Consider the following 23,064-nt stretch of genomic DNA (forward strand, 5'->3'; position numbering starts at 1 on the left):
CCCCTTGCGGACGGGTCGAAAACGCCCTCGCGTTTTCGGGGCGGGGTTAGCCTTGGCGAAGCCGAGGCGTTCTTTCGCCAGCTTGTCCTTATCCTGCCGGGCCGGCGGCAGGGCGCACCAACCCGACCCCGCCCCAAAACCGCTACGCGGTTTTGACCCGCCCGCAAGGGGCGGGTTAAGCGGAGACTGCATCATCCGTCGCGCCTCACCTTACTGCGCCGCGACCACACTGTTGACCCGGAGGTCCCATGTCTGACCAACCCCTCTGGAGCGGCAACCGGCTCTATTATGGCGGCACATGGCAGGTCGCGAAGGGCTCCGGCTCGATCGCTGTCGCCAGCCCGGCGACGCAGGAGGTCTATGGCGCCGTGCCCATAGCCAATGCCGAGGACGTCGAGGCAGCCGTGGCGGCGGCGGAGGCTGCCGGTCCGGCCTGGGCGGCAATGGATGCGCTCGATCGCGGGCGGCATCTGCGCGCCGTGGCCGACATCGTGCGCGCCCGCATGGGCGATCTCGCCACCATGGAAGCGGCCATCACCGGTCGCCCGATCCGCGAGATGCGGGCGCAGATGGGCCGCATTCCCGAATGGCTCGATTATTTCGGCGGCATAGCGGCAGGACTGGAAGCGGAATCAAATCGCCTGCGCGGCGGCTTCCTCTCCTACACCGCCTATGAGCCGCACGGCGTCTGCGCGCTGCTGACGCCGTGGAACCATCCGATCCTGATCCTGGTCAAGAAGCTCGCGGCGGCACTCGCCGCTGGCAATACGGTGGTGATAAAGCCGTCCGAACTCGCACCCGCGACGCCGCTTCTGTTCGCGCAATGGTGCACCGAGGCCGGGCTCCCCGCCGGCGTCGTCAATGTCGTGACCGGCGACGGCACGACCGGCGCCCTCCTCTGCGACGCGCCGGCCGTGCGCCATATCGACCTGACCGGCGGCACTGTGACGGGAAAACGCGTCGCGGCAGCGGCGGCCGCGCGGCTCGTGCCCTGCACGCTGGAGCTCGGCGGCAAGACGCCCGTGGTGATCTTCGAGGACAGCAACATCGAGGAAGCGGCGGCCGGTGCGGTCTTCGCCGCCTTCGTCGCCGCCGGGCAGACCTGCGTCTCCGCCAGCCGCTTCATCGTGGCCGAGGCGATCTATGACGAGTTCCTCGAAGCCTTCGTCAGGCGCGTCAAGGCGTTGAAGGTCGGCGACCCCGCCGATGTCGCGACCGATGTCGGCCCCGTCATTTCGGCCGCCTCGCAGGCGCGCTGCCGCGCCCATATCGAGCGCGCGCAGGCCGAAGGGGCGCGGCTCGTCGCCGGCGGCGGCACGCCCGTCCTGCCGGCTCCCTTCTCCAGCGGCAATTATGTCCAGCCGACCGTCTTCGCCGATGTGACGGCGAGCATGACGCTTTTCCGCGAGGAAGTGTTCGGGCCGATCGCCGCAGTGACACCGTTCCGCGACGAGGCGGAGGCGCTGAACCTCGCCAATGACACGCCCTATGCGCTCGGCGCCTCGATCTGGACGCGCGATGTCGCCCGCGCCCATCGCATGGCCGGCAAGGTCCGCGCCGGCATGATCTGGGTCAATGATCATCACAAGAACGACCCGCGCTCGATCTGGGGCGGTTTCGGCGATAGCGGCTACGGCACGGAAAACGGCTGGGACGCGCTCAAGAGCTACCAGCGGAAGCGAAACGTCGTGGTGAGCACGGCGACCGGCTTCGACGACTGGTTTGCCGGTGGAAAGCGATACGGATGAACGACGCCCCCTTGACCACGATCCGCATCCGGCTGCTCTGGCATCCGCAGGCGCAGTTTGCCGGCTATCTGATTGCCGAGCACGAGGCGCTGGCGCGCGATGCCGGCCTCGCCATCCAATGCGTGCCGCTCGATTTCGCCAAGGGGCCGATCCAGGCCCTGCTCGATGGCGACGTCACCTTCGCGGTCGCGAGCCCGTCGCATATGCTGGAATCGGGCCGCGCCGACGAACTCGTCTTCCTCGCCGCGATCCAGCAGACGAGCTCGCTCGTCTATCCCGCGCGGAGGAGCGCCGGCATCGAGAAGCCGACCGATCTCGCCGGCCACAAGCTCGGCGTCTGGCCGGGGCGCGAGGATCTCGAGCTGACCTGGATGCTGCATCGCGCCGGCCTTTCCGTCGATGCCTATGAGCGCGTGCCGGTTGGCGATACCGTTGCGGCCATGCTCGACCGCTCGGTCGATTGCGCGCAGATGACGACCTATCACGAGATCCATCATCTGGAGCACGCGAGCGGCTCGCTCGACGATTTCGTACTGTTCAAGGCGGCCGATTACGACGCCTCGCTGTTGAAGGACGGTCTGATCGCCCGGCGCGACTGGGTCGCCGCCCATCCGGCCGAGACGCAGGCCGTGATCGACGCGGTGCTGACCGGCTGGACCAAGGCGTTCCACGAACTCGACGCCGCGATCGAGCTTTGCAGCAAGCTCCGCCCCGATATGAGCCGGCTCGAGCATGAGGGCCAGCTTGGCGACATCCGCGCTCTGTCGCTCACCGGCGCGACGCTGACCGAAGGCCTCGGCTTCCCCGACCCCAGGCACGTGACGCAGGCGCTGATCGCCATGAGCGAGGTCGAGGGTCACGCCGTTGGTGACGCGGCCGGCCTCGTCGACGATCGCTTCTGGCGCGCGGCCCCCGAGGCAGTCCGGGGCCGATCGTGGTAGCGGGCGCGGATGTCATCGTCGTCGGCGCCGGCGTGGTCGGCGCGGCGGTCGCGGAGGCGCTGAGCCGGACCGGCCGTAGCGTGCACGTCGTCGAGCAGGGCCTGCCCGGCGGCGCCGTGTCCGGCGCCAGCCTCGCCTGCATCGGCACGCATATGAACGACGAGGAGGAACTGCCGTTCCTCAAATGGTGCTGCGATGAATGGGCCGCTTTCGACGCGCACACGCCGACCTTCGAATATGACCGCTGCGGCCAGCTCCGGTTCCTGAAGCAGGAGAGCGAGCTGAATTCGGCGCGGCACTGGATCGATGTCGAGCGGAACGCCGGCCTCGCGCCCGAACTGCTCGATCCGGCCGAGGTGCGCCGGATCGAGCCGCTTTTGACCGGGCCGATCCATTCCGCGACCTGGTCGCCCAATTCGGCGGTCGTGAACCCCTTCCTCGCCGTGCGCATGCTGCTCGAAACCGCACAGGCGCAGGGCGTAAGACTCACCAGCCGCGCGCCGGCGACGAAGCTGCGCCTCAAGGGCGATCGCGTCATCGGCGTCGAGACCAGCGCGGGGCCGATCGATGGCGATCATGTCGTGATCGCGGGCGGGCCCTGGACGGCGAAGCTCGCCGCGACCGCCGGCGTCGATCTCCCGATCGTGCCGCGCAAGGCGCAATGCCTTGCCACAGTCTCACAACCGCGCTCGATCCGCACCGTCGTTGGCGCCTGCAAGGCCGAGGGTGGCGTCGATGCTGGCTATACCCAGATCCAGCAGGCGATGAGCGGGCAGATCCTGTTCAATACCGTCCTCGAAGGTGGCGTGACGGCGCATGGCAGCCCGGATGCCGTGCCGGAGGTTGATCGCGCCTTCATCCGCGATTCGGTCGAGACGCTGCTGTTCCTTTTTCCGAGCTTCGCCGAGATCGAGCTGCTGCGCTCCTGGGTGCGCTATGAGGCGGTGACGCCGGACGATCGTTTTCTCACCGGCCCGGTCGGCCCCGACGGCCTCTATATTGCGGCGGGCGATGGCGGGGTGGGCTTCTGCCGGTCGGTCGGCATGGGACGGATCATCGCCGACCAGATCGAGGGCCGGCCCTCGCCCTTCCGCACCGATCTCTACGATCCCGCCCGCTTCGAGCGGAGGCAGGCGGCATGACGATCGTGATCCACATCGATGGACGCGCCGTCACGGCCGAAGCCGGGCGGCCACTCGGCGCGATCCTGCATCGCGAGACCAACGCCGTGCTGCGCGAGACGCCGAAGAGCCATGCGCCGCGCGGCCTCTTCTGCGGCATGGGCGTCTGCTTCGATTGCCTCGTGACGATCGACGGCCGGGCCAATGTCCGCGCCTGCGTCACGCCGGTCCGCGACGGCATGCGCGTCGAGACGAGGCGGTCATGAAGGTTTTCAAGACCGATATCGCCATCATCGGCGGCGGCCCGGCCGGACTCTCGGCGGCGCTCGCAGCCGCCAAGGCCGGCGCCAGGGTCGACATCATCGATGCCGGCTTCCTGCCCGGCGGCCAATACTGGATGCAGGACCCGACCGGCGCCCCGCCGCTCTCCGATCAGGTGAGCGAGGGCCGCGACGCGATCGCGACCATTCGCGCCGCCGGCGTCACCATCCATTCCGGCGCCGAAGTCTGGACCGTGTTTCCCGATCTGAAGATCGGCGCCAACGGGCCGGATGGGCCGTTCGAGATCGTGCCGCGCGCGATCATCGTGGCGAGCGGCGCGCATGATCGCGTCATGCCCTTTCCCGGCTGGACGCTGCCCGGCGTGATGACGCCCGGCGCCGGCCAGCGGCTCGCCAAGCTCGGCGGAATGAGCGCCGGCGACCGCGTCGTGCTGGCCGGCAGCGGTCCGTTCCTGCTCGCCGTCGCCGAGACGTTGGCCAAGATCGGCAAACCGCCGATCGCGCTCATTGAGGCGAAGCGCACCAATGCCGGCATCCTCGCCCATATGGCGCGCCATCCCGCGCGCTGGCGCGAGGCAGCGCGACTGCTCGCCACGGCGCGCGCCATACCCGACCGCCGCGCGGGCTGGATCGTGACCGAAGCGCTCGGCACGGAGCGCGTCACCGCCGTCCGCATCGCTCCGATCGCGACCAATGGCGTGATCGCGCATGACGACGCCGAGGTGATCGCCGGCATCGACGCGCTACTGGTCGGCTGGGGCTTCCGGCCGATGATCGAGGTGACGGCGCTGCTGCGCTGCCGGCATGAGTATGACCGCGCGCAAGGCGGCTGGTTCTGCGCCACCGATCCGAAGAGCGGCAGGACATCGGTCGAACACGTCTATGCCGCTGGCGAAGTGACCGGCATTGCCGGTTCGGTGCCCGCGCGCCTCTCCGGCCGCCTCGCCGGCCTCGCCGCCGCCGCCGATCTCGGCTTCATTGGTTCAGACCCCGCCGCCGCGCAGGCGGAGGCCGTTGCGAAACTCATGCCCGCGCGGCGCTTCGCCTATGGCCTCGGCCGGCTCTATGCGCCGCCCGAAAGCCTCGCCGATCTCGCGCAGGACGACACGGTGCTCTGCCGCTGCGAGGAAGTGACGAAGCGCGATGTCGCCGCCGCTCTCGATGCGGGAACGCAGGCCGTTTCGGGCGCCAAGATGTGGACGCGCGCCGGCATGGGCCGCTGCCAGGGCCGCGTCTGCGGCTGGGGCATCGCCGAAATCGCCGCGCGGATCACCAGCACGACACCGGAGGCCGCCGGCTTCAACGCCCCCCGCATCCCGCTCCGCCCCGTCCCTCTCTCGGTCGTTCTGGAAGCGACGCGGGAGGTGGAAGCGTGAGTCGGCCGGCCAATCTTCCTTGTCCCCTCCCCTTTATTGGGAGGGAGAAGCAAGGGTGTTCCACCACGCAGGCTTCGGCAGCTCGCCCCCTCCCTAACCCTCCCCCGCTTCGCGGGAGAGGGGACGCACCCGCGGCCAACGACGATGTCAACCAAACGCCCGCCCTGCCGGGCGACGAGCGGGGCGTCGACGATTGCGCAACCGGACAGCTGGGTCTCCCCCCACCTCCCCCGCGAGGGTGGAGGCGAAGGAAGGACCCGCCACACCAACACACCACCACAGGAGACTTTCCATGGATCTGCGTTTGACCGGCAAGACGGTTCTCATCACCGGCGCATCGCAGGGGATCGGCGCCGGGCTGGCGCGGGCCTTCGCCGAGGAGGGCTGCCATCTCGCGCTCACCGCCCGCAACACCGAGAAGCTCGAAGCGGTGAAGGCCGATATCGAGGCTGATTACCCCGACCTGCCGATCAAGCTGGTGCCGCTCGACCTGACCGTGCCGGGCGCGCCCGAGACGCTGATCGACGAGGTCGGCGATGTCGACATTCTCGTCAACAATGCCGGCGTCATTCCCTCGGGCTCGCTGTTCGACATCGACGAAGCCAAGTGGCGCGCCGGCTGGGAACTGAAGGTGTTCGGCTACATCAATCTCTGCCGGCTCTATTATCCGCGCATGAAGGCGGCCGGCGGCGGCGTCATCATCAACAATATCGGCAATGGCGGCGAGGTGACGGACCCGCGCTACATCGCCGGCGCCGTCGGCAATGCCAGCCTGATGCACTTCACCCGCGCGCTCGGCGGTTCCAGCCTCGACGACAATATCCGCGTCGTCGGCGTCAATCCCGGCCCGGTCAACACCGACCGCATCTTCAACATGCTGAAGAAGCGCGCCAAGGACCTCTATGGCGAGGAATCCCGCTTCGAGGAACTGGCGAGCACCTATCCGCTCGGCCGGCCGGCCCATGTGCACGAGATCACCGACCTGATCGTATTCCTCGCCTCCTACCGTTCGGGCTACACCTCGGGCACGATCATGACCGTCGATGGCGGCATTGCCTCGCGCCGCTCGATCATCTGAGCCCGTCATGCGGCTGATCATCGACACGGACACGGCCGGCGACGACTGCTTCTCGATCCTGCTCGCGCTCAGGAACCCGGCGGTGAAGCTGGAGGCGATCACGATCTGCAACGGCAATGTCGATTTTGCACAGCAGATCGAGAACGCGCTCTACACGCTGGAGATCGCGGGCGCCGGCGGCCGCGTCCCGGTCCATCCCGGCTGTCCACTGCCGATGATCCGCAAGCCCGTCGACGCCACCGAGTTCTTCGGCGCCGACGGCATGAGCGATGCGAACTATCCCAAGGCGGCACAGCGTCCGGACCCGAAGCACGCGGTCGATGCGATCATCGATCTCGTGATGAGCCATCCGGGCGAGATCGACATTCTCGCGCAGGCGCCGCTCACCAATATCGCCGCCGCCTGGGTGAAGGAGCCGCGGATCGCCACGGCCACGCGCCATCTCTGGGTGATGGGCGGGATGGACAATTCGATCGGCAATACGACGCCGGCCTCCGAATTCAACTTCTATGTCGACCCGGAAGCCGCGAAGATCGTCGCCAAAGCCGGCTTCAATCTGACGCTCTCGACCTGGACGCTGACGCTGAAATCCGGAACGCTGCCGGACGAGGTCCTCGCCGAAATCGCTGCCATGGACACGCCGCTTGCGCGCTTCTTCATGCGGATCAGCGAGGCGCCGTTCGAGCGCACGCGCATCCGCTATGGAAGGCCACTCAGTACGCACCCGGACTCGCTCACCTGCGCGCTGGCGATCGACGAGAGCCTGATCCTCGACAGCGCAGACTGCCTGCTCGATGTCGAGACGCAGGGCGAGCTGACGCGTGGCTATTCGAGCCTCTGCGTGCCCAACCAGGGCCTCGACGCGATCGCAGACCCGCTCTGGCCATCGGGCAAGCCCAATTGCCGCGTCGTGCGGGAAGCCGACACCGCCCGCTTCGGTGCGATGCTGGTCGACGCGCTCCGATAGGCTCCAGCCGACCGGGCGCGACGTCACGCTTCGGCGCATTCGCGGCCTCAAGACCGCGAATGCGCGCTGTATCGCTCAGTCGGCGCCGTCCAGCTGCCATTCTTCTTTCGGCAGTGCCGGCGGCAGGGCGAGGCGGTCGCGCATCGCCTGGAACTCGGTTGCCAGAAACAGGGGCTTGGCCGCCGTTGCTGCAAGTTCGTTGGCGCGCTTCTCAAGGGTCGCGACCGTGTCGGGATGAGCCGCCGCCACATCGTTCTTCTCGTAGGGGTCGTCGGCGATATTGTAGAGCTCGACCGACTGGGGCAGCGGCGTGCGCCAGATCAGCTTCCAGTCACCCTCGCGGACGCCGGCGCGGAACGGCTCGATATTATAGATGATCTCCGTGCGCGGCGAAGGCGCCCCCTCGGCGATCGCCGGCCAGACATCCACGCCATCGAGCGGCTTGTTCTTGTCGAACTTGCCTCCGGCGAGATCGACCAGCGTCGGATACATGTCGACGACATGGATCATGCCGTCGACGACCGTGCCCGGCTTGATCTTGCCCGGCCAGTTGGCGAGCGAGATCACCCGCGTGCCGCCTTCATAGAGCGAAGCCTTGCCGTCCCGATAAGGGCCGTTGTCGACGGGAATCTTGATCTTCGACATGTCGCCTTCGCCGGCGAACATCGGATTATTGGTGCCGCCATTGTCGCTCTGGAAGACGATCAGCGTGTTGTCGCGCATGCCCTTCTCGTCGAGCGCGGCGACGACGCGGCCGATCTGGTCGTCCATGGCCGTGATCTGCGCGGCATAGGCCTGGCGGCTCGGATCCTCGATCGTCTTGTACTGGTCCAGATAGTCCTGCGGTGCCTGATAGGGCGTGTGTGCCGCATTGAAGGTCAGATAGAGATAAAGCGGCTTCGCGGTGTCGTGCCCTTCGATCAGCTGCACCGCGTCATTGCCGAGCAGCGTGGTCGAATAACCCGGCTCGTCGACCTGCTTGTTGTCGCGATACCAGTCGATGACGCCGTGCTGCTTGTGGGTGAAATAGTCGATTTCACCGATCAGCGGGCCATATTGATGGTCGAAGCCGCGCTGGCGCGGCCAGTATTTCGGGTCGGCATGGCCCAGATGCCATTTGCCCACGATCGCCGTCTCGTAGCCGGCCTCTTTCAAGGCCTGCGGCAGCAGCCATTCCTCGGTCGAAAGGCCATAGGTATGGTTCGAGGCGATGACGGCGGTCTGCAGGCCATAGCGGAACGGATAGCGCCCGGTCATCAGCGCCGCGCGCGTCGGCGTGCACATGGGCTGGGCATAGAACTGCTCCATGCGCGCGCCCGTCGCGGCGAGTTCGTCGATATTGGGCGTGTGGATCGGAGAGCCGTGATAGCCGACATCCTTCCAGCCCTGATCGTCGGATACGATGTAGACGATGTTCGGCGGTTGTTGGGCGATGGCCGAATCCCTGGGCCATGCCACCGCCGTAACCGCCACCAGCGCACAGGCTGCCACACTCATCCGAGGCAACTTCATCTCACACTCTCCCGCCGAGCTGGCAATGCACCAGCTTGCGCACACGCCTCCCGATTTTGGGCATTATTCTGATGCACGGCCACAGCGCGACATTTCGCCGCTCACGGCGCGTTTACCGATCATTGCGCTTTTGCCAGATCGCCCGATCAACCGCCGCAAGCCATTGGAGCCCGCTTGCCGGCGGAACGAATTCGCCCCAAATCGGTTAGGTGCCCGCGCGCCGTGGCCCTGCCTCAACTTCCCCGAGGAACGCAGCGGCCTGCGACCCGATCGGGGTGCTTGAATGGTATCATGACGATCATCATATAAGCGCTCCATTTTCGATCTCATTGCGAGCCCGCTGACGGCCTGTAGACTGGCCGCAGCGCCGCTCGGCGCTATTTCAGGAGTTCAGTCATGACGACGATCACCGGCGACCTCATCATCGGTTCGAGCTTCGTCACAAGCGGGCAGCGAAGTTTCCGCGCCACCAACCCCGCGACCAGCGTCCGGCTCGACCCGGTCTTCGCCTTTGCCGGCGACGCGGAAGTCGACCGCGCGGCTGAACTCGCCTGGTCCGCCTTTGATCGCTATCGCGAGACCGACCTCGAAACGCGCGCGCATTTCCTGGAGACGATCGCCGACAACATCATGGATCTCGGCGATGCGCTGATCGAGCGCGGCACGGCCGAGACGGGCTTGTCAGCCGCGCGGTTCGGCATCGAGCGCGCGCGGACCGTCAACCAGCTTCGCCTGTTCGCGCGCGTCGTGCGCCAGGGCGAGTGGCTCGATCTGCGCATCGATCCCGCCCTGCCGGATCGCAAGCCCTTTCCGCGGCCCGATCTCCGTCTGCGCGAAATCGCCATCGGGCCGGTCGCGGTCTTCGGCGCCAGCAATTTCCCCCTCGCCTTCTCGGTTGCCGGCGGCGATACGGCAGCGGCGCTCGCCGCCGGTTGTCCCGTGATCGTCAAGGGCCACCCCGCCCATCCCGGCACGGGCGAACTGATCGGCCGTGCGATCCAGGCGGCGGTCGCGAGCTGCGGCCTGCCGGAGGGCGTGTTCTCGCTGCTGCTCGGAGCGGCCGAGACGGGCGCGGCGCTGGTGCGCCATCCCCGGATCAAGGCGGTCGGCTTCACCGGCTCGCGCGGCGCCGGCACCGCGCTGGTCGCCATTGCCGCGGCCCGGGCGGAGCCGATCCCGGTCTATGCCGAGATGAGTTCGATCAACCCGGTCTTCATCCTGCCCGCCGCACTCGCCGAGCGCACCGAAGCGATCGCGAAGAGCTATGTCGATTCGCTCGCGCTCGATTCCGGGCAGTACTGCACCAATCCCGGCCTCGTCTTCGCGCTGGATGGGCCGGATCTCGAAGCCTTCCTCGCCCATACGCAGGCGGCCATCGCGACCAAGCATGCGCAATCCATGCTGACGGCGGGCATACACGAGGCCTTCGACAAGGGCGTCGACGCCCTCGCCGGCCATCCGGACGTACAGACGATCGGACGCGGACTGACGGGCGACGCGGAGAACAGCACGCCGCCGGCGCTCTTCCTGACCGAGGCGAAGAGCTTCGAGACGGATGAGAAGCTCGGTCATGAGGTCTTCGGCGCATCGTCGCTGGTCGTGCGCTGCCGAAGCATCGAGGAGATGATCGAGGCGGCCGAGCGCATGGAAGGCCAGCTCACCGCGACGCTGCAGCTCGACGAGGCCGATATCGACACGGCGCGCCGGCTGATGCCGACGCTGGAGCGCAAGGTCGGCCGCATCCTCGCCAATGGCTGGCCGACCGGCGTCGAGGTCAGCCACGCCATGGTGCATGGCGGCCCGTTCCCGGCGACCTCGGACAGCCGCTCGACCTCGGTCGGCACGCTTTCGATCCGCCGGTTCCTGCGCCCGGTTTCCTACCAGAACCTGCCGGACGCGCTGCTGCCGACCGTGCTGCAGGCCAAGCACCAGATCCGCCTGCCGCGCCTCGTCGACGGGCAGCATCTGGAAGGCTGGGGCGAGCCCGAACCGACGCAATGACCGGCGCCTGAACCTTCGATCTCGAGGAAGGTTCAAGCCGGCTGCGGCGGCGCTTTCGGGCTAGATGGCCGCGAGCGCCGCGAACTGCGCGTCGTCGAGGGCGACATGGGGCGGGCGAACGCGGCGCCAGCCATCATGGCCGCTCTTCTGCGCCAGCATCGCCTTCAGCGTCGCGATCTGCGGATAGGAATTGCCCTTGTTGCGCGTGCCGACGATTTTGGCCTGCGCGGCGGCGACCAGATCGGCCTTTTCGGGGTCGGCATGGTTCAGGAAGATCGTCTTCAGCTCGGCGGCGACGAGGTTGGACGTTGCCGTGATGCAGCCGGCGCCGCCCTGGCCGAGCAGCGGCAGGAGCAGCGGATCGGCACCGGCCAGGATCGACAGGGTCGGGAAGGTCTGTGCGAGCTTCACCATGTGATCGAGCTCGCCGCCGGAATCCTTGATGCCGACGATCGTATCCGGATAGGCCGCGAGCAGGCGCTCGACCACGCCGAAGGTGATCGGGATCTGCGCCATCGGCGGGATATGATAGAGCACCACCTTGAGCCGCGCGTCGCCGATCGTTTCGATGACATGGCTGTAGGCGGCGACGAGGCCGTCATCGGAGACGCCCTTGTAATAGAAGGGCGGCAGCATCACGACGGTCTCGACGCCGAGCGACAGTGCATGTTTCGTCAGCGCGATGGTCTCGGGCAGGGCGCAGACGCCCGTTCCCGGCAGCAACCGGCCGGGCGCGATGCCGCCTTCGACCATCGCCGCGAGGATCGCCTTGCGCTCGTCGAGCGAGAAGGAATTCGCCTCGCCCGTCGTGCCGAGCAGCGCGATGCCGTCACAGCCCTCGGCGATGAGATGCTTGCAGTGGCCGAGCAGCGTCGCATGGTCGGGCGACAGGTCGGCGTTGAGCGGTGTCAGGCTGGCGGAAAAGACACCGCGCGGATAAGCGGACATGGACGTCTCCTCGGGCGGTTCCCCTGCCCTCTTTCGGTGAATCAGCTCGTCTTCTTCGATGCCGCCAGCTTCCGCGCATAGGCGATCGCGGCCAGCATGTTGACGTGATTGGCCTTGCCGGTGCCGGCAATGTCGAAGGCCGTGCCATGATCGACCGAGGTGCGGTCGATCGGCAGGCCGAGCGAGACGTTCACCGTGGTGTCGAAGGCGATCAGCTTCATCGGGATATGGCCCTGATCGTGATATTCGGCCACCACGAGGTCGAACGCGCCATTATAGGCGCGGTAATAGACCGTATCGGCCGAGATCGGGCCCTGGACGTCGATGCCCTCGGCGCGGGCGAGTTCGACGGCCGGCAGGATCGCGTCGACATCCTCCGTGCCGAACAGGCCGTTCTCGCCGCAATGCGGATTGATGCCGGCAACCGCGATGCGCGGGCTTTCGAGGCCGAGGCGCTTCAGATGCGTGTGACCGGCGCGGATGGTCGCCAGTACGCGCTCCGTCGTGGCGCGGCCGATCGCGTCCCTGAGCGACACATGCGTCGAGACGTGGATCGCCGAAAGCCGCTCGGAGGCGAGCAGCATGAAGGAGGCGCGCGATCCGGTCAGCGCGGCCAGCATGCCGGTATGACCGTCATAATGATGGCCGGCCTTGTTCAGCGCCTCCTTGTTGATCGGCGCGGTGACGATGCCGGCCACCTTGCCGGCCTCGGCCAGCCGCACCGCGCGCTCGATATAGCGGAAGGAGGCATCGCCGCCGACCGGATCGAGCTTGCCGAAAGGCAGAGGCAGGCCGGGCAGGTCGATCTCCTCCACCGCCACGCTGCCTGCGTCGCCGGCCGAGCCGAACGCGTGCAGGCCGAAATCGGCGCCGACGATCGGACCGGCGCGTTCGAGAACGCTCCGCGTGCCGACGACGACGACGCTGGCGCGCTCCTCCGCATTCATGGCGCCGAGCGCCTTCAGGATCACTTCCGGGCCGACGCCGGCCGGATCGCCGAGCGTGATCGCGATCGGCAGGACTGCGTTGTCGTTCGTCATGGTCGCATTCGTCATGGCATCAACTGTCCGCCGTTCACCTCGATGACCTGGCCGGTGATGTAGCCGCTCATCGTGTCGTCCGCGAGGAATTCATAGGCTCCAGCGCAATCCTCCGCCGTGCCGAGCCGGCCCATCGGAATGCCGCGACGCGACGCCTCGAGCTGTTCCGGGGTCGAGTTCTTCTCGTGGAATGCGGTCAGGATCACGCCCGGCGCCACCGCATTGACGCGCACGCCGATCGGCGCAAGCTCCTTGGCGAGCACGCGGGTGATGGTCGAGACGAAGCCCTTGGCCGAGCCATAGAGGCCGGCGCCATCGCCGCCGCCGGTGCGGGCCGCGATCGAGGTGGTGTTGATGATCGCGCCGGATTTCTGCGCGCGGAAGATATTGGCGGCGCGGCGCGAAGCGAAGAAGACCGAGCCGATATTGAGGTCGATCACGTCGTCATATTGCGCGTCGGCCGCGTCCGCGATCGCGGTGCGGCCGAACATGGTGCCGGCATTGTTGACCAGAATGTCCAACCCGCCGAGCAGTTCGGCGCCCTCGTCGACCACCGAGGCGGCGATCGCGCGATCCGAAACGTCGCCCTTCAGCAGATGGGCCGTGCCGCCCGCGGTGGTGATCGCGGCCACGACGGCCTCGGCGCCCGCTTCATTGCCGTTATAATGCACGACGACCCGGGCGCCCCGCGCCGCGAAGCGCGCCGCAACGGCCGCGCCTATACCAGAACTTGCGCCGACGATCAGCGCCTTCTTGCCCTCAAGCCCGCTCACACGCAGTCTCCATGTCCTCATCCCCCGCGGGGGACGCTTGATCGAATGCCCTCGTCGGATTCAGGCGGACTGCATCGCCCAGTCTTCGCTCAGGCGAACATATTTGATCGCCCGCCGAAAATAGGTGTAGGCGACATGCACCGTGCCGTCGGCGGACTGCGTTACCGTGGGATAGGAGAGCTCCCGGTTGCGGCTCGCCTCCCGGGACTCGTTGCTGAGGCAGTAGCCATCGCCGGTCTCGATGTCGCGGCGGAAGCGCCAGGTCACGCCGTCATCCTCGGAGAGCGCGATCGAGAGCGGTGCCCGCGGCACGCCCCAGACGGCAGCCCGATCCGGCCGCAGCGCCGTCACCGTCTCGCCGCCGCCATCGATTTCGTCATAGAGCGAGCGCCTGCGCTCGACGGAATCGGCCGCGCTCTTGTGGTTGTAGACAACTGCGAGGCGGCCGCTCGCGAGCCGGCTGACCTGGATCGAGGAATTATTGTTGGGAAGCGGCGTCGCGACCGGCGCGCTCCAGACCCGGCCATCCCTCGACGTGCTGCGCAGGATGAAATCGGCCCAACGGCTGCGATAAAAGGCGACAAGCCCGTCCGCGGTCTTGAGAACGTTCATGTGCACGGCACCGAGACTGTCCGGCACATTGTATTGCGTCCAGTTCCTGCCGCGATCGGAGGAGATGCGAACGGCGCTGGTATCGTTGCTGCCATCCCATTTCCCGTTCGCATTCGGACGGCACAGGAAGATCGGCAGCAGCCAGTCGCCATTGTCGAGAACGACGATACGCTGCCGGATGAAGACGCCCTGATCCTCGAAGAGTTGGCCGATCGGCCCCCAGCTCTCGCCCCCATCCTCGGAGATCCGGTACTTGATGACCGAAGTGTCCTGATTGCCGAAATCCTGAGACGTGTAGAGAAGCCAGAGCCTGCCGTCGGGCGCCGGGAACAGAACCGGATTCTGCTCGGAATGGCCGGGGTCGTCCGAAAGCTTGACCGCCTCGCTCCACACCGCTTCGCCCGCCTTGAGCTTCGACCAGTAGATCGAGATATCGGGCAGTCCCTCCTGCGTCCCGGCGAACCAGACACAGGCGAGATCGCCATTCGACAGCGGCAGAAGGTTTGCCGCGTGGCTCTGGGGAACAGCAGAAGGCAGCAGCGCCTCGGCGCGGGCCTCATCCCCGGCGACAGGACGGATTTCACCATCAAGGACGAGTTCGAGAGCAGCTTCTGTCGTGGTGGCGGCCATGGCGTTTCCTAGAGTTTTCCTTGGGACTGGCTGGGGCAGGCAGACGCCGTGGCACGAGCCGGGCGCGCCTGCGGGGCGCTGTGCGTCCGACGCGATCTTTTTCGGCGAAGACCTTCGTCAGCGCATCTCCTCGACGCCAAACTGTCCGATGATGACCGGCCTGTCAAGTTATCAAATTCAACCAGCAGTCGACCACTACACAACACAACCTATTGATATAACTCATTTTGCCGTAATTTACCGGGAAGCCGTGTCGCCAAATGGTTCAAAAAAACATCGGTACAATTGACATGTTTCCAATTCAGACTAAGTTGACAGCGTCCGGTCGCCGACATGCGATCGACGTCTCGGGAGGACAAAAATGTCAGAAGTCGATAAGGGGCCGAAGGGCCTGACGCGTCGTGGCGTGTTCAAGGCCGGAGCGGGCGTCGCGCTCGGCGTATCGCTGTTTGGATTTCTGGATCGCGAGGCCCAGGCGGCCGAGCAGGTCCTGAAGATCGCCCATGGCGGATTCGATATGGACTGGTCGCCCATGCGCGGCGGCGGACGGCCGTTCCGCTGGCAGTCGCTCTGGTGGGCCTCGCCCATGCGCTTCGATTCGAGCGGAGCAATCCAGCCCTATGTCGTCACCTCGTGGGAGCCGAGTGCCGACCTCACGACCTGGACGTTCCATCTCGATCCCAAGGCCGTCTTCTCCGATGGCAGCCCGATCACGGCCGCCGACATCAAGGGATCCTGGGAACTCGCCGCGATGCCGTCGAGCAAGCATCAGCGCGTGAACCAGGTCGCCGCCAATATCGTCGGCTATGACGAGATCGTGGCCGGCACGGCCAAGGAAATGCCCGGCCTCGTCGCCAAGGACGACAAGACGCTGGTCGTCACGCTGAAGGCGGCCGATCCGATCTTCTTCATGCGCATCGCCAATCACCTGATCCCGATCGTGAAGGCCTCCGAGGCCCGCGACGCGGATGGCAACGAAGTGCTGGAATGGTGGAGCCCCGAAGGCGGCGGCGTGACGTCCGGCCCGTTCAAGATCACCTCGCTCGATCTCGATGCCGGCAAGATCGGCTTCGCCCCGAACGAGAACTTCTTCGGCGAGAAGCCCAAGCTCTCGGGCGTCGAGATCCAGGTGGTCGAAGACCCGGTTGCCGCCACGGCCCTGCTGCAGAAGGGCGAGATGCAGGCCCACACGGAACTCGTCACCTCGACGATCATCAAGGATCTCGGCAAGGAATTCTCCGCAGGCCCCCAGATCCCGACCGGGCAGCATTTCTGGTTCAACGTCAACGCCGCGCCGCTGAACGACCCCAAGGTTCGCCAGGCGCTGATCATGGCGGTCGACCGCGAGGGCCTGATCAAGGCCTCCTTCCCCGACGGGCCGCACAAGAAGACCGACATGGTCCTGACAGCCGTTCCGGGGATCGACGACCCGAAATACGTGCCCTTCCCTTACGATCCGGCCGCCGCCAAGAAGGCGCTGGCGGAATCGAGCTATGGCGGGCCCGAGCGGCTGCCGAAGCTGATCCTTGCCGGCACGACGACGCCGGCCATCACGGCGGCGGCGCAGTTCATGATCGAACAGTGGCGCCAGAATCTCGGCATCACCGCCGTGGAACTGAAGCCGACCATCGACAACTTCAATCCCGCCGACGTCCATATCTTCCGCGATGATGCCGGCACGCGCGTTCCCGACGCCGCGACCTACCTCATGTCGTCGATCCATTCGAGCTCCGGCATCGCCAAGGGCAAGATGAACGGCTACAAGAATCCCGAGGTCGATCGCCTGCTCGAAGAGGCGATCACCAAGCCGGCGGACGATCCGCAGCGCGTTGCGCTTGCGCAGGAAGCGCAGCGGCTCTTCCGCGACGATTACGCGTTCATCCCCTGGTACGGCGAGACGATGTCACGCTGGGCCCTGCCGAACGTCAAGGCCATGGACAAGAACCTCGATTGGCAGGTCGTCGCGCCCTGGGCGATCGAGATCGAGTAAGGCCCCGACTGGCCGGCGGCCGCCGCCCTTCCCCGCGAGACGCGGGCAGAGCGGCTGTCGCGGCAGGCCTTTCGGGTGATTTCGAGGTTCCATGACCGGCCCGGCTCATTCCCCGACCGTCCGCGCTTTGCGGCGAAGGGAGCGACAGCCGGCGGTCATCAGGTTGGGAATCAGGCCATGCTTCGCTACATCGCCACCCGGATACTGATCTGGATTCCGTCCGTCGTGGTGCTGCTGCTCGCGATCTACGCCCTCGCCTTCTATGGCGCGGGCGATCCGATCAAGCTCATCTTCCTGCGTGCGCCCGGTGACGTCGCCTTCGATCCGGTCCGCATCGAGGCGATCCGCGAGCAGGCGGGGCTGAACCAGCCCTTCCTCGTTCAGTTCGCCAATTACATCTGGAAGGTCCTGCACGGCAATTTCGGCAATTCGCTGCTGAGCGGCCGGCCGGTGTGGAAGACCGTTGCGGCGGCCGCGCCGATCTCGTTCCAGATCGGATTGCTCGCCATCCTGCTGACCGCGATCGTCGCGATCCCGCTCGGCGTCCTCGCGGCGCTCAAGCAGAACAGCCGCCTCGACTATCTGATCGTCAGCGTCTCGCTGTTCCTGTGGGCGATCCCCGCCTATGTCGCGGGACCGCTCCTGATGGTGCTGCTGATCGCCATCCTGCCCGGCGCCGATATTCCTTATGGCTGGGGCGGCATCTTCGATCCGCGCATCGTCTTGCCGCTGCTGGTATTGTCGTTCCAGCCGATCGCGCTGATCACCCGCCAGACCCGCGCCGCCGTGATCGAGATCATGTCGGAGGATTTCGTGCGCACGGCGCGCGCCAAGGGCGTGCCGGAGTTGGTGGTCGCTTTCAAGCACATCATGCGGCCAGTGCTCACCCCCGTGGTGACACAGCTCGGCCTGATCATGATCACGCTCGTGAACGGCGCCATCTTCGTCGAATATGTCTTCGGCCTGCCGGGTCTCGGCCGTCTCACCGTGCAGGCGATCCTGCACAACGACTATCCGATCATCCTCGCGGTTACGCTGATCGGTGTCACGGTGGCGATGGCGACCAATCTGATCGTTGATCTGCTTTACCCCATTCTCGATCCGCGCGCGGGTCAGGGAGGACGTTGATGGCCGTCGAAACGCTTGCGGCTCCGGCTTCCGCCGCCGATATCGAAAAACACGCCAGCCTCTGGTCCGACGCCTGGCACAGGCTTCTGGCCAACCGTCTCGCCATGGTGGGCCTCGCCGTCATCGTGCTGCTGATCCTGGTCGCGATATTCGGACCGTGGATGACGCCTTACGATTTCCTGAGCCAGGACCTCAACGCGCGCAACGAACTGCCCAATGCGGCGCACTGGCTCGGAACCGACGAACTCGGCCGCGATGTGCTCGCACGCGTCATTTATGGCGCGCGAACCGCCCTGATCGTGTCGCTGATCGTCACCGCGATAGCGGTTGCGATCGGCGTGACGCTCGGAGCGATCGCGGGCTATGCCGGCGGACCGCTCGACAGCGCCATCATGTGGTTGACCGACATGACCATGTCGGTGCCCAACCTGCTCCTCGCCGTCGTGATCAATGCCTCGCTGAAGCCACCGCTCACCGCCTGGATGGACCGGATGTATCAGGCGACGCTCAATCCGATCTGGCGCAACTCCCTCATCGTCGATTTCGTGCTCGTCTTCGGCGCCATGGCGCTGGTCTCCTGGCCGGCCTATTGCCGGCTCGTTCGGGCGCAGGTGCTCTCGGTCCGCTCGCGCAATTATGTGACGGCGGCACGCGCTCTCGGCCTGCCCACGCGGGTCATCCTGATGCGCTATATCGTGCCGAACGCGATCGGCCCGCTGATCGTCGCCGTCTCGGCGGGTCTCGGCGCGGCCATGGTGCTCGAGAGCGCCTTCTCGTTCCTCGGTGTCGGCGTCAATCCGCCGGCCCCCTCCTGGGGCAACATGATCTCGGATGGCCTGCGCGTCTGGCGCACCTATCCGCATCTGCTCGCAGCACCCGCCGCCGTGCTCGGCATCGCCACGATCGCCTTCTCCTTCTTGGGCGACGGCCTCAACGACGCGCTCAATCCGAAGGGGCGGAAGTAATGTCCAGCATGGCCAAGGCACCCCTTCTCGAGGTCAAGGACCTCGCCATCGAAGTCTCGACCCGGCGCGGGCCGGCCAAGGTGGTCGAACACCTGAATTTCATGGTGAAGCCCGGCGAGGCGCTCGGCGTGGTCGGCGAATCCGGCTGCGGCAAGTCGATCACCATGCTCGGCATGATGGGCCTGCTGCCGCCCGGCGCGCGTGTCGTGGACGGCACGGCGACGCTGGAAGGCCGCGACCTGCTCAAGCTCTCCAACCGGGAACTGCGCAAGGTGCGGGGCGGCCAGGTCGGCTTCGTGTTCCAGGACCCGATGACGTCGTTCAACCCGGTCATGACGATCGGCGACCAGCTGATCGAGCCGCTGCTCTATCACCGCGCCATGTCGAAGGCCGATGCCTGGAAGCGGGCCGGCGAACTGATGCGCCTCGTCGGCATTCCCGGCGGCGAGAAGCGGCTCTCCGACTATCCGCACCAGCTCTCGGGCGGCATGCGCCAGCGCGTGATGATCGCCATGGGCCTCGCCTGCGACCCGTCGCTGCTGATCGCCGACGAGCCCACCACCGCGCTCGATGTCACGATCCAGGCGCAGATCCTCGATCTGGTGAAGGATCTGCGCGCCCGCCTCGGCATGGCGGTGGTCTGGATCACCCACGATCTGGCACTGGTCTCCGGCCTGGTCGACCGCATCATCGTGCTCTATGCGGGGCGGATCGTGGAGGAGGCCGATGTCGACGATCTCTACAAGCGGCCGAGCCATCCCTACACGATCGGCCTGCTCGGCTCGCTGCCGCGCCTGCATGGCCCCGAGGGTCGCCGCCTGGCCTCGATCGGCGGCACGCCGCCGGAGCCGGGCCGACGGCCAAAGGGCTGCGCCTTTGCACCGCGCTGTTCGATGAAAATCGCGCGCTGCGAGACGGAGGAGCCGCAATTGGCGCCGCTCCCCGGCTCGACGCGCCACCGCGCGGCCTGCTGGGTCGCAGGCACGGTTTCGGTGGAGGCGGCGGCATGACGATCCATCAGCAGACTCCGGAAGCGCTGCTCAAAATCGAGAACCTGCGCAAATATTTCTACGTCAAGCTCGGCGCCTTCGGTGACAAGGCCGGCGTGGTGCACGCGCTCGACCGCATCTCGTTCGACATCTTCAAGGGCGAAACGCTGAGCCTCGTCGGTGAATCCGGCTGCGGCAAGTCGACGGCGGGCTTCACAATCCTGCAATTGCACAAGCCGACCGAAGGCAAGGTGCTCTATGACGGCGCCGACCTCGCCACGCTCTCCGAGAAGGAACTGCGCGCCTATCGCCGCCGGCTCCAGATCGTGTTCCAGGACCCCTATTCGACGTTGAATCCCCGCATGACGGTCGGCGATTGCATCGCCGAGCCGGTGCGCTTTCACAAGCTCGCTGCCAAGAAGGATATCCCCGCCCGCGTCGACCAGCTGCTCGCCGATGTCGGCCTGCCGGCGCGCTTCGCCAACCGCTATCCGCACGAGCTTTCCGGCGGCCAGCGCCAGCGTGTGGTGATCGCGCGCGCGCTCGCCTGCGAGCCGGAATTTCTCGTCTGCGACGAGGCGATCTCTGCGCTCGATGTCTCGATCCAGGCGCAGATCATCAACCTGCTGCAGGATCTGCAGGAGAAATACGGCCTCACCTATCTCTTTATCGCCCACGACCTCGCCGTGGTCCGGCATATCTCCGACCGCGTCGCCGTGATGTATCTCGGCCGCTTCGCCGAGATCGGGCCGAAGGACGCGGTGTTCAACGCGCCGCTGCATCCCTATACCAAGGCGCTGCTTTCAGCCGTGCCGGAGCCTGATCCGGTCGGCGAGCGCACGCGCCAGCGGCAGGTTCTGCAGGGCGACGTGCCGAGCCCGCTCAACCCGCCCTCGGGCTGTCATTTCCATACGCGCTGCCCGGTCGCGATGGAGATCTGCAGGTCGCAGGTCCCGGCATGGCGCGATGTCGGCGGCGGGCGCTCGGTCTCCTGCCATGCGGTGCCGGGATGACGAGGCTTGCGGTCGCGATCATCGGCGATGACCTGACGGGCACGCTCGACGCCGCCGCCCCCTTCGCCGCACGCGGCTTCTCGACCGCCATCGCCATGGCGCCGGAGGACGCGCCGGCCGCGCTCGCCACCGGCGCAACGGTCGTCGCGGTCAACAGCGTCTCGCGCGCCATGGATGCCGACGGCGCGGCGCTGGCCGTGCGCCGCGCGGCGGATGTGCTGGCCGCCGCTAATCCGGCCATCGCCTTCAAGAAGATCGATTCCCGCCTCAAGGGCAATCTCGCCACGGAAACCGCCGCGGCGCTGGATGGATTTCGCCGCCTGCGCGGCATCGTCTGCCCGGCGATCCCCGAATTCGGCCGCATCGTCGAGCACGGGCGGCTGCAGGGCTTCGGCGTCGACGAGCCGATTGTCGTCGCCTGCCGCTTCGGCATGGTCGCCGGGCGGCTGTCGGCACCGGATGCGTCGCGGCCCGCCCATCTCGACGCCATCGCCGCGCTGCTGCATGGCGAGGCGGAATCGCATCTGGCGATCGGCGCGCGCGGCCTTGCGGACGCGCTGGCGGCACGACTCGCCGGCAATCAGCCGATTTTGCCCCGCTCTGCCCCGCTGGCGCGGCCGATGCTCTTCGCCATCGCCTCGCGCGATCCGATCACGATCGGCCAGGTCGAGCGGCTGCGCGGCCGGCTTTCGCCCGGCGCCGAACGCGCGGCACCGAATGGCGATGTCGCACCCGCGCGCCTGCCGGCCGACATGGAGATCGGCCTTGCGCTCGCGACGATGGGCGACGGCGAGGCGAGCGCGGAGAGCGTGGCGGAACGCTTCGCGACGGGCGTGGCGGCGCTGGTCATGGGCCGCGAGATCGGCACGCTGGTGCTTTGCGGCGGCGAGACCGCCTTCGCCGTGCTGCGCCGGCTGGGCATCACCGTGCTCGGAGTCGGCGGCGAGGCGGCGGCGGGAATTCCCTGGTGCCACGCCACGGTCGACGGCCGCGCGATGGCGATCCTGACCAAATCCGGTGGCTTCGGCGGCCCTGATGAACTTGTCAAGTTGACAAACATAGCTGACAAGCGCGATTCAGCTGTAACAATGGCGGGCGATGATAGGCTTCGCGCGAACGGAACGGCTGGCGGATGACCGAGATTCAGAACCTCTCCGACAACAGTGCGGGCGGCCGGCAGAAGGCCTCGTCGCTGGCCGATCGCGTCTACCATCTCCTGTTCAGCCGGATCTCCTCAGGCGACTATCCCTCCGATCAGCGGCTGCCGAGCGAGAACGAGCTCGCCTCGGAGTTCGACGTTTCGCGGCCGATCGTGCGCGACGCGCTGGAGCGGTTGCGCAAGGACGGGCTGATCTATTCGCGCCAGGGCGCCGGCAGCTTCGTGCGCACCAAGACCGACCAGCGCGTGCTCGGCTTCTCGCCGGTCGAGACCATCGCCGATATCCAGCGCTGCTATGAATTCCGCCTGACGATCGAGCCCGACGCCGCCTTCTATGCCGCCCGACGCCGCAATGATGCGCTGATCGCGCGGATCGAGGGCGCGCTCGACCTGCTTTCCGATGCGACGCGCCAGCAGCGCCATCGCGAGGATGCCGATTTCGCCTTCCACGTCGCGGTCTCGGAAGCCTCGAACAATCACTATTATTCGTCGTCGATGCAGGCGCTGAAGAACCACATCGCCGTCGGCATGAAGCTGCACGGCCTCTCGCTGATGGGGCCGCAACCCGGCGGATTGCAGCATGTGCTCGACGAGCACCGCGCGATCTTCGAGGCGGTCCGCGACGGCGACGCCGAGACGGCCCGCGCCGCCATGCGCGGTCATCTCGAAGGCTCGCGCGACCGCCTGTTCGAGGGCAAGGTGCTCGACCTCTCGCTCTAAGGAGCTTCCGAGCGAAGTGGGCGCCGGCTCGTGTAAATAAAGCACGATAGATCAAATAGATAGATCATATCG

At 66.7% G+C, this 23,064-nt stretch carries 20 protein-coding genes; 15 read left to right on the forward strand and 5 right to left on the reverse strand.

Annotated elements, in window-relative coordinates:
• Positions 1 to 248: 248 nt before the first annotated feature.
• The 7 genes from QO014_RS18450 to QO014_RS18480 all read left to right on the forward strand — a co-directional run bounded on the left by QO014_RS18450 (position 249) and on the right by QO014_RS18480 (position 7,512).
• Positions 249 to 1,748 carry an aldehyde dehydrogenase family protein gene (locus QO014_RS18450; protein ID WP_266350209.1) on the forward strand — a complete coding sequence of 500 codons (1,500 nt, stop codon included), beginning with the start codon at positions 249 to 251 and terminating at the stop codon, positions 1,746 to 1,748.
• Entirely contained in the window at positions 1,745 to 2,689 is a 945-nt protein-coding gene (locus QO014_RS18455; RefSeq protein ID WP_266350210.1) for an ABC transporter substrate-binding protein, read from the forward strand. Before QO014_RS18450 ends, QO014_RS18455 begins: the two co-directional genes overlap by 4 nt.
• Complete coding sequence (locus tag QO014_RS18460; protein WP_266350211.1) at positions 2,683 to 3,831, forward strand: NAD(P)/FAD-dependent oxidoreductase; 1,149 nt, start codon at positions 2,683 to 2,685, stop codon at positions 3,829 to 3,831. The genes QO014_RS18455 and QO014_RS18460 overlap by 7 nt, the downstream gene beginning before the upstream one ends.
• Positions 3,828 to 4,076, forward strand: coding sequence for a (2Fe-2S)-binding protein (locus QO014_RS18465; protein WP_266350212.1), 249 nt, complete (start codon positions 3,828 to 3,830; stop codon positions 4,074 to 4,076). Before QO014_RS18460 ends, QO014_RS18465 begins: the two co-directional genes overlap by 4 nt.
• Positions 4,073 to 5,467 (forward strand): FAD/NAD(P)-dependent oxidoreductase, encoded by a 1,395-nt coding sequence (locus QO014_RS18470; protein WP_266350213.1) that lies wholly within the window; start codon positions 4,073 to 4,075, stop codon positions 5,465 to 5,467. Before QO014_RS18465 ends, QO014_RS18470 begins: the two co-directional genes overlap by 4 nt.
• A 292-nt stretch (positions 5,468 to 5,759) precedes the next feature.
• A complete protein-coding gene (locus QO014_RS18475) occupies positions 5,760 to 6,545 on the forward strand; it encodes an SDR family oxidoreductase (RefSeq protein WP_266350214.1) in 786 nt (261 codons plus the stop codon).
• 7 nt (positions 6,546 to 6,552) lie between these two features.
• Positions 6,553 to 7,512 carry a nucleoside hydrolase gene (locus QO014_RS18480; RefSeq protein WP_266350215.1) on the forward strand — a complete coding sequence of 320 codons (960 nt, stop codon included), beginning with the start codon at positions 6,553 to 6,555 and terminating at the stop codon, positions 7,510 to 7,512.
• 75 nt (positions 7,513 to 7,587) lie between these two features.
• Here the strand turns inward: QO014_RS18480 and QO014_RS18485 are convergent, their stop codons facing one another.
• Complete coding sequence (locus QO014_RS18485; RefSeq protein WP_266350216.1) at positions 7,588 to 9,024, reverse strand: arylsulfatase B; 1,437 nt, start codon at positions 9,022 to 9,024, stop codon at positions 7,588 to 7,590.
• Positions 9,025 to 9,420: 396 nt separating this feature from the next.
• On the opposite strand from QO014_RS18485, the gene QO014_RS18490 reads away from it, so the two are divergent.
• The gene (locus QO014_RS18490) at positions 9,421 to 11,025 is read left to right on the forward strand and encodes an aldehyde dehydrogenase (NADP(+)) (RefSeq protein ID WP_266350217.1); all 1,605 of its coding nucleotides are present in this window, start codon (positions 9,421 to 9,423) and stop codon (positions 11,023 to 11,025) included.
• A 60-nt stretch (positions 11,026 to 11,085) separates the two neighbouring features.
• Here QO014_RS18490 and QO014_RS18495 read toward each other — a convergent pair whose 3' ends face one another.
• The 4 genes from QO014_RS18495 to QO014_RS18510 are packed head-to-tail and all read right to left on the reverse strand — an operon-like array spanning position 11,086 to position 15,028.
• Positions 11,086 to 11,973: a dihydrodipicolinate synthase family protein gene (locus tag QO014_RS18495; protein ID WP_266350218.1), complete on the reverse strand. Its 888-nt coding sequence runs from the start codon at positions 11,971 to 11,973 to the stop codon at positions 11,086 to 11,088.
• A gap of 41 nt (positions 11,974 to 12,014) precedes the next feature.
• The gene (gene pdxA / locus QO014_RS18500) at positions 12,015 to 13,013 is read right to left on the reverse strand and encodes a 4-hydroxythreonine-4-phosphate dehydrogenase PdxA (RefSeq protein WP_266350219.1); all 999 of its coding nucleotides are present in this window, start codon (positions 13,011 to 13,013) and stop codon (positions 12,015 to 12,017) included.
• Between the two features lie 11 nt (positions 13,014 to 13,024).
• A complete protein-coding gene (locus QO014_RS18505; protein ID WP_266350220.1) occupies positions 13,025 to 13,807 on the reverse strand; it encodes an SDR family NAD(P)-dependent oxidoreductase in 783 nt (260 codons plus the stop codon).
• A 39-nt stretch (positions 13,808 to 13,846) separates the two neighbouring features.
• On the reverse strand, positions 13,847 to 15,028 hold the full coding sequence (locus QO014_RS18510) for a sialidase family protein (protein ID WP_266350221.1): 1,182 nt from the start codon (positions 15,026 to 15,028) through the stop codon (positions 13,847 to 13,849).
• Positions 15,029 to 15,389: 361 nt separating this feature from the next.
• Between QO014_RS18510 and QO014_RS18515 the strand changes: the two genes are divergently transcribed.
• The 7 genes from QO014_RS18515 to QO014_RS18545 all read left to right on the forward strand — a co-directional run bounded on the left by QO014_RS18515 (position 15,390) and on the right by QO014_RS18545 (position 22,992).
• Complete coding sequence (locus QO014_RS18515) at positions 15,390 to 17,018, forward strand: ABC transporter substrate-binding protein (RefSeq protein ID WP_266350222.1); 1,629 nt, start codon at positions 15,390 to 15,392, stop codon at positions 17,016 to 17,018.
• Positions 17,019 to 17,195: 177 nt separating this feature from the next.
• A complete protein-coding gene (locus tag QO014_RS18520; protein WP_266350223.1) occupies positions 17,196 to 18,146 on the forward strand; it encodes an ABC transporter permease in 951 nt (316 codons plus the stop codon).
• Positions 18,146 to 19,111, forward strand: a complete 966-nt coding sequence (locus tag QO014_RS18525) for an ABC transporter permease (RefSeq protein ID WP_266350224.1) — start codon at positions 18,146 to 18,148, stop codon at positions 19,109 to 19,111. Before QO014_RS18520 ends, QO014_RS18525 begins: the two co-directional genes overlap by 1 nt.
• Positions 19,111 to 20,121, forward strand: coding sequence for an ABC transporter ATP-binding protein (locus QO014_RS18530; RefSeq protein ID WP_266350225.1), 1,011 nt, complete (start codon positions 19,111 to 19,113; stop codon positions 20,119 to 20,121). Before QO014_RS18525 ends, QO014_RS18530 begins: the two co-directional genes overlap by 1 nt.
• Positions 20,118 to 21,113 (forward strand): ABC transporter ATP-binding protein, encoded by a 996-nt coding sequence (locus QO014_RS18535; protein WP_266350226.1) that lies wholly within the window; start codon positions 20,118 to 20,120, stop codon positions 21,111 to 21,113. The genes QO014_RS18530 and QO014_RS18535 overlap by 4 nt, the downstream gene beginning before the upstream one ends.
• Positions 21,110 to 22,249, forward strand: a complete 1,140-nt coding sequence (locus QO014_RS18540) for a four-carbon acid sugar kinase family protein (RefSeq protein WP_266350227.1) — start codon at positions 21,110 to 21,112, stop codon at positions 22,247 to 22,249. The genes QO014_RS18535 and QO014_RS18540 overlap by 4 nt, the downstream gene beginning before the upstream one ends.
• The gene (locus QO014_RS18545) at positions 22,246 to 22,992 is read left to right on the forward strand and encodes a FadR/GntR family transcriptional regulator (RefSeq protein WP_266350228.1); all 747 of its coding nucleotides are present in this window, start codon (positions 22,246 to 22,248) and stop codon (positions 22,990 to 22,992) included. Before QO014_RS18540 ends, QO014_RS18545 begins: the two co-directional genes overlap by 4 nt.
• The last annotated feature ends 72 nt before the right edge of the window (positions 22,993 to 23,064 follow it).

The sequence above is a fragment of the Kaistia dalseonensis genome (assembly GCF_030814715.1).
Classification (GTDB): Bacteria; Pseudomonadota; Alphaproteobacteria; order Rhizobiales; family Kaistiaceae; genus Kaistia; species Kaistia dalseonensis.

Bases quoted from the DNA above. Each gene is read 5' to 3' on its own strand.
- QO014_RS18450 (WP_266350209.1), top strand. From the start codon at position 249: ATGTCTGACCAACCCCTCTGGAGCGGCAACCGGCTCTATTATGGCGGC.
- QO014_RS18455 (WP_266350210.1), top strand. From the start codon at position 1,745: ATGAACGACGCCCCCTTGACCACGATCCGCATCCGGCTGCTCTGGCAT.
- QO014_RS18465 (WP_266350212.1), top strand. From the start codon at position 3,828: ATGACGATCGTGATCCACATCGATGGACGCGCCGTCACGGCCGAAGCC.
- QO014_RS18470 (WP_266350213.1), top strand. From the start codon at position 4,073: ATGAAGGTTTTCAAGACCGATATCGCCATCATCGGCGGCGGCCCGGCC.
- QO014_RS18475 (WP_266350214.1), top strand. From the start codon at position 5,760: ATGGATCTGCGTTTGACCGGCAAGACGGTTCTCATCACCGGCGCATCG.
- QO014_RS18480 (WP_266350215.1), top strand. From the start codon at position 6,553: ATGCGGCTGATCATCGACACGGACACGGCCGGCGACGACTGCTTCTCG.
- QO014_RS18485 (WP_266350216.1), bottom strand. From the start codon at position 9,024: ATGAAGTTGCCTCGGATGAGTGTGGCAGCCTGTGCGCTGGTGGCGGTT.
- QO014_RS18490 (WP_266350217.1), top strand. From the start codon at position 9,421: ATGACGACGATCACCGGCGACCTCATCATCGGTTCGAGCTTCGTCACA.
- QO014_RS18495 (WP_266350218.1), bottom strand. From the start codon at position 11,973: ATGTCCGCTTATCCGCGCGGTGTCTTTTCCGCCAGCCTGACACCGCTC.
- pdxA (WP_266350219.1), bottom strand. From the start codon at position 13,013: ATGACGAACGACAACGCAGTCCTGCCGATCGCGATCACGCTCGGCGAT.
- QO014_RS18505 (WP_266350220.1), bottom strand. From the start codon at position 13,807: ATGAGGACATGGAGACTGCGTGTGAGCGGGCTTGAGGGCAAGAAGGCG.
- QO014_RS18510 (WP_266350221.1), bottom strand. From the start codon at position 15,028: ATGGCCGCCACCACGACAGAAGCTGCTCTCGAACTCGTCCTTGATGGT.
- QO014_RS18515 (WP_266350222.1), top strand. From the start codon at position 15,390: ATGTCAGAAGTCGATAAGGGGCCGAAGGGCCTGACGCGTCGTGGCGTG.
- QO014_RS18520 (WP_266350223.1), top strand. From the start codon at position 17,196: ATGCTTCGCTACATCGCCACCCGGATACTGATCTGGATTCCGTCCGTC.
- QO014_RS18525 (WP_266350224.1), top strand. From the start codon at position 18,146: ATGGCCGTCGAAACGCTTGCGGCTCCGGCTTCCGCCGCCGATATCGAA.
- QO014_RS18530 (WP_266350225.1), top strand. From the start codon at position 19,111: ATGTCCAGCATGGCCAAGGCACCCCTTCTCGAGGTCAAGGACCTCGCC.
- QO014_RS18535 (WP_266350226.1), top strand. From the start codon at position 20,118: ATGACGATCCATCAGCAGACTCCGGAAGCGCTGCTCAAAATCGAGAAC.
- QO014_RS18540 (WP_266350227.1), top strand. From the start codon at position 21,110: ATGACGAGGCTTGCGGTCGCGATCATCGGCGATGACCTGACGGGCACG.
- QO014_RS18545 (WP_266350228.1), top strand. From the start codon at position 22,246: ATGACCGAGATTCAGAACCTCTCCGACAACAGTGCGGGCGGCCGGCAG.